Origin of the sequence: Acinetobacter sp. YH12070, from assembly GCF_013419625.1 — a bacterium.
GTDB lineage: Bacteria > Pseudomonadota > Gammaproteobacteria > Pseudomonadales > Moraxellaceae > Acinetobacter > Acinetobacter amyesii.
The window spans coordinates 1-8,477 of record NZ_VOZT01000084.1 but is presented as its reverse complement, the minus strand read 5'-3'; the positions used below and the strand labels follow the sequence as shown (position 1 = coordinate 8,477).

Annotated in this window: 5 protein-coding genes and 1 pseudogene; 3 read left to right on the top strand and 3 right to left on the bottom strand. The window is 38.7% G+C overall.

Going from position 1 to position 8,477, the window contains the following annotated elements:
- Positions 1-258 precede the first annotated feature (258 nt).
- From FTU17_RS16055 to FTU17_RS16045, 3 genes are all read left to right on the top strand, one after another.
- A complete protein-coding gene (locus tag FTU17_RS16055) occupies positions 259-1,422 on the top strand; it encodes an efflux RND transporter periplasmic adaptor subunit (RefSeq protein WP_032073150.1) in 1,164 nt (387 codons plus the stop codon).
- The gene (locus tag FTU17_RS16050) at positions 1,419-4,523 is read left to right on the top strand and encodes a multidrug efflux RND transporter permease subunit (RefSeq protein ID WP_270915313.1); all 3,105 of its coding nucleotides are present in this window, start codon (positions 1,419-1,421) and stop codon (positions 4,521-4,523) included. The genes FTU17_RS16055 and FTU17_RS16050 overlap by 4 nt, the downstream gene beginning before the upstream one ends.
- 113 nt (positions 4,524-4,636) lie before the next feature.
- Positions 4,637-6,151, top strand: a complete 1,515-nt coding sequence (locus FTU17_RS16045) for an MFS transporter (protein WP_032073148.1) — start codon at positions 4,637-4,639, stop codon at positions 6,149-6,151.
- A 103-nt stretch (positions 6,152-6,254) separates the two neighbouring features.
- Here the strand turns inward: FTU17_RS16045 and adeS are convergent, their stop codons facing one another.
- The 3 genes and pseudogenes from adeS to FTU17_RS16030 all read right to left on the bottom strand — a co-directional run.
- Positions 6,255-7,361 (bottom strand): two-component sensor histidine kinase AdeS, encoded by a 1,107-nt coding sequence (gene adeS / locus FTU17_RS16040; protein ID WP_032073131.1) that lies wholly within the window; start codon positions 7,359-7,361, stop codon positions 6,255-6,257.
- Positions 7,351-8,079, bottom strand: coding sequence for an efflux system response regulator transcription factor AdeR (gene adeR / locus FTU17_RS16035; protein WP_032073130.1), 729 nt, complete (start codon positions 8,077-8,079; stop codon positions 7,351-7,353). The genes adeS and adeR overlap by 11 nt, the downstream gene beginning before the upstream one ends.
- 269 nt (positions 8,080-8,348) lie before the next feature.
- A pseudogene (locus FTU17_RS16030) lies at positions 8,349-8,477 on the bottom strand (IS1 family transposase); the annotation flags it as partial.

Here is an 8,477-nt window from a genome sequence, read left to right as displayed (position 1 = left end):
AAAATCATTTGAATGATTTCTTCTTGGTCTACGTGCCATAAAATACTCCATATATTGATGTTTATAACATCATTTGAGGAGCAGAATATCACTTATAGGAGTTGTTCAAATTTACGGATCCATCTCTAAGCGTGTCATTAAAAAATAAATCTTTTAATCTCTCCACACAATCTCCACACAATCTCCACACAACATCAGCAATTCATAAACACTGCTATTTCAAAATAGTAGTATCTAAAACCCCCCCTCTGAAAAAGCATGTCAACACATTATCATTTAATAGGTTCAATACTTATTACAACTGTACTTTTAATCGGCTGTACACAAGCCAAAGATGCTGAACAGTCCCCAACAGAAATGCCACCAGCGGTTGTCAGTACCATCACGGTATTACCGCATTCCATGAATTTAATTGAAAATCTTCCAGGCCGTGTTGTCGCTTACCGTATTGCTGAAATTCGCCCGCAAGTAGGTGGAATTGTTGATAAAGTACTTTTTAAGCAAGGCTCTTATGTGCAAGCAGGTCAACCGCTTTTTAAATTGAATTCTGAAATATTTCAGGCAGATGTAAAAAGCAATCAAGCCACTTTAAACCGTGCACAAGCTGAGGTGACACGTTTGCAGGTGCTGTTAAAACGCTACACTGAATTAGTAAAAGTAAATGCGGTTAGTCAGCAGGAATACAACAATACCGAAGCAGATTATCAAAAAGCAAAAGCCGATGTGGCGCAAATGCAAGCCATGTTAAGCAGACAACAACTTAATCTTAAATATGCGACTGTTACAGCCCCTATCTCGGGAACGATTGGTGAAATCTTAGTGACTGAGGGTGCATTAGTTGGTCAAGGTGATACTAATGCAATGGCCGTAATACAACAGATTAATAAAGTCTATGTTGATGTAAAGCAATCAATTAGTGATTATGAAAAACTACAGGAAGCTTTACAGCAAGGTGACGTGTCAAATACCAAACATACGGTTGAAATCCTAAATAGTCAGGGTAAACCTTATAACGTTACAGGTGAAATCCTATTTTCGGATACTAAAGTTGATCCTGATACGGGTGATGTCACAATCCGTATTTTAGCCAATAATGAAAATCAAAAACTTTTGCCAGGCATGTATGTTCGAGTCAATATGAGCCGAGCTCAAGTTGAAAATGCGCTCCTAGTTCCAGAACAAGCGATTCAACATGATATTAGTGGTAAAGCCAATGTTACGATTGTTAATCAAAAAGGTTTAGCGCAAAGCAAGCCTGTTCAGCTTGGTCAACGTTATCAAAATAACTATGTGATCAAACAAGGGTTACAAGCAGGTGAGAAAGTCATTGTTGAAGGGGCTGATCGTATACAGCCTGAGCAAAAATTAAAAATTAAGCAGTGGCAACCTACAAATATTAAGGAAAATGGAGGACAGCAATAATGTCCCAATTTTTCATTAGGCGTCCTATTTTTGCATGGGTGATTGCTTTATTTATTATTCTGTTGGGTGTACTAAGCATCCCCAAGTTACCTATTGCACGATTCCCAAGTGTTGCGCCACCACAGATTAGTATTACGGCAATCTATCCAGGTGCTACGCCAAAAACATTGAATGATAGTGTTGTGACCTTGATTGAGCGGGAAATGTCAGGTGTCAAAAACTTACTTTATTACAGTTCAAGTTCAGATAGTTCTGGAACAGCAACAATCACCGCAACATTTAAACCAGGTACAGATGTAGAACTTGCACAAATTGATGTGCAAAACAAAATTAAAGCCATTGAGTCACGCTTACCTCAAACAGTGCGACAACAAGGGCTGATGGTCGATGCTGCGTCGTCTGGTTTTTTAATGATGGTGGGCTTAAGTTCACCGAATGGCAAATATAGTGAAATTGATGTCAGTGACTATATGACTCGCTATGTGATTGAAGAATTAAAGCGGGTTGACGGTGTTGGTAAAGTCCAAAATTTTGGTGCTGAAAAAGCCATGCGGATTTGGGTCGATCCAGATCGTTTGGTTTCTTATGGATTGAGTATTCAAGATGTGAATACAGCCATCCAAAACCAAAACTTGCCGATATCACCAGGTCGTATTGGTGATGTTCCTGCTTTGACGGGGCAACAAATTACTATTCCTTTAACTGCTCAAGGTCAATTAGAAACTGTAGAGCAATTCAAGAAAATTAGTTTACGTGCTCAACAAAATGGCGCCAATGTTCGACTGTCGGATGTCGCTCGTGTCGAAATCGGGGCACAGATGTATAACTTTGCGATTTTAGAAAATGGCAAAGCCTCTACAGCTGTGGCGATACAAATGAGTCCTGGTGCCAACGCTGTCAAGACTGCAGAAGGTGTTAAAGCGAAAATTGAACAGTTAGGTTCAGCACTGCCTGATGGTATGAAATTCTCTATACCTTACGACACTGCACCTTTTGTAAAAATCTCGATTGAAAAAGTAATCATGACATTGCTTGAAGCTATGGCATTAGTTTTTATTGTCATGTTTATCTTTTTACACAATGTTCGATACACCTTAATTCCGGCGATTGTTGCACCGATTGCATTGCTTGGCACATTCTCAGTCATGCTGCTTGCTGGTTTTTCGATTAATGTGCTGACCATGTTCGGTATGGTGCTTGCGATCGGGATTATTGTCGATGATGCGATTGTGGTCATTGAGAATGTTGAACGCATTATGGCGACAGAAGGCTTATCTCCAGTTGAAGCCACATCTAAAGCCATGAAGGAAATTACCAATCCGATTATTGGCATCACCTTAGTGTTAGCCGCTGTATTCTTGCCGATGGCATTGGCGTCAGGCTCAGTGGGGATTATCTATCGTCAGTTCACCATTACCATGTCGGTTTCAATTTTATTCTCAGCTTTCCTTGCACTGACATTAACCCCTGCGTTATGTGCAACGATGTTAAAACCGATTGATCAAGACCATCAGAAAAAGGGTGTTTTTGCATCGTTTGATCGCAGTTTTGAGAAGCTGAACAATCGCTATGAACGCAGTTTATTTAAAGTAATTAAACATAAAACCCTCGCAATGTTATGTTTCTTAGGCATTGTCATTGTGCTGATTTTTAGTTTTAAACACGTTCCGACTGCGTTTATGCCAGAAGAAGATCAGGGGTGGTTTATGACTTCGATTCAACTTCCTGCGGATGCAACTCAAGAACGTACCCGTAAAGTCGTTGCTGAGTTTCAAAATTATTTAGACCAAGAAACGGGGATTAAAGACAATATGGCGGTCTTAGGTTTTGGTTTTAGTGGATCTGGTCAGAATACAGCGATGTATTTTACCAATCTATTGCCATTCGAAGAGCGTACTATTACGGCACAAGAAGTCGTGAATAATGCCAATATAGCGATGGCTGAAAGTTCAGAAGGTCAAACCATGTCTGTGTTACCACCAGCAATTGATGAATTGGGTAACTCATCTGGTTTTTCACTGAGATTATTAGATCGTGGCAATATTGGCATGCCTGCTTTAAGAGAAGCACAAGATCAGCTTTTAGCATTAGCAGCACAAAGTAAAATCGTGGCGGAGGTCTATCCTGAAGGTTTGCCAGATGGCAGTTCTGTACAGCTTAAAATTGATAGAGATAAATTGCAGGCATTAGGTGTTAATTTCAGTGATGTGACCGATATTATTTCAACCTCAATGGGTTCGATGTATATCAATGATTTTCCAAATCATGACCGTATGCAGCAAGTCATTGTGCAACTTGATGCCAAATCACGCATGAGTATTGAAGATATTCTTCAGATTAAGGTGAACAGTCAAAGCGGTAAATTGGTTTCAATGTCTGAAATAATTACTCCAATTTGGCAACATTCCCCACAACAATACAATCGTTACAACGGTCGTCCATCATTGAGTATTTCTGGCAGTCCAGCAGCAGGTATATCTTCAGGACAAGCCATGACTGAGATGGAAAATTTGATTGAACAACTTCCGAAAGGTGTGGGTTATGAGTGGACTGGGATTTCTCTAGAAGAAAAACAGTCGGAATCACAAACCTTGTTTTTATTACTGTTGTCGATGTTAGTCGTTTTCCTTGTCTTGGCAGCGCTTTATGAAAGCTGGTCAATTCCATTCTCTGTGATGCTAGTTGTCCCTCTAGGGTTGATTGGCGCCTTTTTAGCAGTAATGTTACGTGGTATGCCAAATGATATTTTCTTTAAGGTCGGCATGATCACGATTATTGGTCTATCTGCAAAGAATGCTATTTTGATTGTTGAGTTTGCAAAAGCACTAAGAGAAGAAGGAATGGGTTTAGTGGAGGCAACCGTTGCAGCCGCTAAATTGCGCTTACGTCCAATCCTAATGACATCTTTGGCATTTACCTGTGGCGTTATTCCTTTAGTCATTGCCAGTGGCGCTAGTTCTGAAACTCAAAAAGCGATTGGTACAGGCGTCTTTGGCGGCATGATCAGCGCAACAATTCTAGCTGTTATTTTTGTACCGATTTTCTTTATTGTCGTCATGAGCATGGTTGAGAAATTCTCGAAACGTAAAGCGGCACATTAAGCATCAAAACTGAGAATAAAAGCTGTGGGTTAACGAGTTTAGCCCACAACAAATCTTTCATTTACATCTTTATTTCAGAATTGATTTAATAAACCATCAATATAGGTTTAATCATGAAAGCTACCAATCTTGATCCGAAACGCTGGTGGATATTGCTCGCTGTCGTGCTTGCATTTCTGCCGATTGTGATTGATATGACTGTACTGCATGTTGCGGTTCCCTCATTAACCCAATCGCTGAGTGCCACAAGTAACCAAGTCTTATGGATTATTGATATTTATCCATTACTTATGGCTGGACTTTTAGTTCCGATGGGAACTTTGGCTGATCGTGTCGGCAATCGTAAGATTCTGCTGATTGGCTTGGTTATATTTGGAATTGCCTCAGTCCTTGCGGCATTTTCCCAAACGGCTTCTATGCTGATTGCCGCACGTGCTTTATTAGCATTAGGCGGTGCCATGATTATGCCCTGTGTATTGGGTATTATTCGCAGAACCTTCGAAGACAGTCGCGAACGTGCCATTGCGCTGGGTATTTGGGGCACAATCGGATCAGCCGGTGCCGCCATTGGACCGCTCATTGGTGGGGGATTGTTAGAATATTTCTGGTGGGGTTCAGTTTTCCTGATTAACGTCCCAATCATGCTGGTTGTCGCACCAATGTGCTATTTCTTATTGTCCCGAAAAGAAGCTATAACCCCTGGACATTGGGCATTTGGTCAAGCGCTATTGCTGATTGTCGGTTTGATTTCGTTTGTATATGCACTAAAAGCAGGCTTAGGCGGTAAACAGTCGTTGTTGATTGTCTTGCCTTTGGTCGTTTTATCTATCGGCTTATTAACCATATTTGTACGCAAACAGCTGAATTCTCCTCAGCCGATGCTAGATCTTTCGCTATTTTCACGTCCTGCTATTTTAGCCGGCATTATTATGGCAATGGTTGCTGCAGGCGCTTTGGCAGGGGTTGAGTTAACTTTGGCAATGGAGCTGCAATATGTCATTCGTTTAACACCGCTGCAAGCCGGTCTTTTTATGGTTCCGATTATGGTTGCGGCCGCTATTGGCGGGCCTATTGCTGGTTTTTTATCCAATAAATTTGGACTCCGTCTGGTTGCGACCATGTCATTAATATTGGCAGCAATTGCGTTGGTCAGTTTGAGTTATTCAGATTTTCATCATCCGGGAATCATCGTTCCCTTTATTTTAGCTTCGATTGGATTAACACTGAGTATTGGTTTAACAGCTTCATCCATTGCGATCATGGGCTCAGTACCTGCAGAAAAGGGCGGTGCGGCAGGTTCACTTGAAAGTACAGGTTATGAACTGGGTACAGGACTAGGTATTACTTTATTTGGTGTTTTCATGGCCTATATATTTGGCAGTCATCTTCAAGTGCCGTCAGATTTAACTGCTGTTTTAGCAGAAAAAGCCAGACTTTCGATTGGTGATACCTATTTAGTGGCGAGCCAGTTACCCGTTGAACAAGGTACAGCATTGATTAACGCAGGTAAAATTGCCTTCAGTTCAGCTCATGTTAATTTATTATTAACAGCAGGGATTATCATCGGGATACTCTCCATTGTGGTATTTTTTATGCTAGCTAAATATCGAGATGAGAATTCATTGTGATGAAATTTATTTGAGGATCATCAAACAGAATGGTTAAGTTCAGACATCAATTTATCTTAAATTTATGGTTTAAATTAAGCCGTATTAATCTGAACTTAACACATTATAAATGAGTTGATGTCTTACGATTTAGTTGAATAGTAAAACAGCTGCCACCTAAGTTTTTGGATTTAGAATAATAAATATGACCTTGGTGTGCTTCAATAATTGCATCAATCACTGCCAAGCCTAATCCAGTACCGCCATCTAGACATGATCTAGAGTCTTCCAGTCGATAGAAGGGTTTGAACAGGTGTTTAAGATGCGATTCATCAATACCAGGACCTTCATCTTCAAACGTCAATACCCAATGTTCTGCTGTGGTTACAGATGTAATATTTATTTTTCCAGCATTCGAATATCTTAGAAAGTTAGAGAACAATGCAATAAAGACCTGTTCCATCCTTCTTATATCAACGCAAACCAATTTATCCGTCAAATTTAAAACAATAGTTAAACCTTTAACATGAAACCGTTCATTAAACATCTGCAGACATTTTTCAATACTATTTTTTAAATTGGTCTTTTCTAGTTCTAATCGTAATTGTTTATTTTCAATAAGTGTCAGTGTCCGTAAATCTTCCACAAGGTAAGATAAGCCTTCGACTTGGTTCAATAAGCTTAGGTGTAAAGCTTTATCGGCAATAAATATACCATCGACAATACCTTGCAAGCGACCTTGTAATATTGTCACAGGTGTTCGTAATTCATGTGCAATTGCAGCATTCCAAACAGTTGAATTCTTAACTGATACTTCAAGTTGGTTTGCCATTTCATTGAAGTTCTCAATAAGAGACTTGATTTCATGTGGAATATCATGATGTGGCTGTTTAATTCTGAGTGCTAAATTGCCTTGTTGAATTTGTTGAATAACATCTGCTAAATCACTAATTGGCTGTGTATAGCGTTTTCCATATTTAAAGGCGAGGATAGTAGAAAGAAAAAAGCCTGTTAATAGCACTAAAAACAGCCAGATAAAGTCAACGGAGGTAACTGAAAATTCATTTGAATTAATAACTTGTGTATTTAGAAAACCTATTTTTATCGCCCAGCTATAAACAAAATAGCCAATCATGAAAGATAACAGCGTAATGCCTAAATTGAATAGGCTCATCATGATAATAAACTGGAAGTTAATTCCAACAGAATTTTTAAAAAAGTTAAATTTCATGATTTTGATCTAAGCGATACCCCACGCCACGGACATTGATTAATAAGCCATTTACATCATTTTCTTCAAGTTTTTTGCGTAATTTGCTGATATGGCTATCTACAGTGCGATCTAAAGCATCACTTTCAGGCATACAGTTTTGGATCAATTCATTACGTGTAAAGACTTTATTCGGTGTTTTTGCCATCAAAAACAGTATCTTATACTCAGTTAACGTAAGGTTGAGCAACTGATTTCTTTGACCATTTGAAATGTAAACTTGATGATGATCTGGATTAATTTCAATATTTCTATAACGAATAATATTAGTTATTTCCATATTTTGGCTTGTACTTCGTCTAAGTACGGCTTGTATTCGTGCAATCACTTCGTTTGGGTTAAATGGCTTAATAATAAAGTCATCAGCACCCATTTTTAGCCCCATGATCTTATTCACTTGATCATCTAAGGCAGTCAGCATAATGACAGGTAAATGACTTGTTTGACGGATGATTTGTAGAATTTCCCAGCCATTTAGTTTGGGTAATTTAATATCAAGGAGAATCAGGTCGATAGAGTTGGCTTTTAGGCACTCTAAAGCTTGTTGTCCATCCAATGCACGGATGACCTGCATGTTTTCATTTTTTATGTATTTTTCAAGAATGTCACCAATATCATAATCATCTTCTACAACGAGAATGACGCTGTTTTCGAAGCTGTGCTGTAGATTTGGATACATATATTTTATCTTAGATGAAGTAGCTATGCATTTTAACATTTAATTGTGTAATGGAGATGATTAGACGAGCAGTCATTTATATTTGTAATTGAGGGGTGACATATAATAAAATTCGTTGCATATCAGTATTAATGAACAAAATGTCAATTATCATTCATTTAACATAATGGCTGTTATACGAAACGAGAGTGTTAGAACCCATTTAAAGTGTCTATATTCTCACCAATAAAAATGTCCGGTTTCTCCGAGGTAAAATATGACTTTTGAACAAAAATAAGCCATTGTTTATTCTTTTTATTTCCAACAAAATTCCAGAACTCATCTACTTCGAGAGATTCATAATGACTTTGCTGAGGCTGAATTTCATAGGTTGATTCAGTTAAAGTACGTAAAACTTT

What these genes read in the sequence shown, in the direction of transcription:
- FTU17_RS16055 (WP_032073150.1), top strand. Translation starts at nt 259, where the DNA reads ATGTCAACACATTATCATTTAATAGGTTCAATACTTATTACAACTGTA.
- FTU17_RS16045 (WP_032073148.1), top strand. Translation starts at nt 4,637, where the DNA reads ATGAAAGCTACCAATCTTGATCCGAAACGCTGGTGGATATTGCTCGCT.
- adeS (WP_032073131.1), bottom strand. Translation starts at nt 7,361, where the DNA reads ATGAAATTTAACTTTTTTAAAAATTCTGTTGGAATTAACTTCCAGTTT.
- adeR (WP_032073130.1), bottom strand. Translation starts at nt 8,079, where the DNA reads ATGTATCCAAATCTACAGCACAGCTTCGAAAACAGCGTCATTCTCGTT.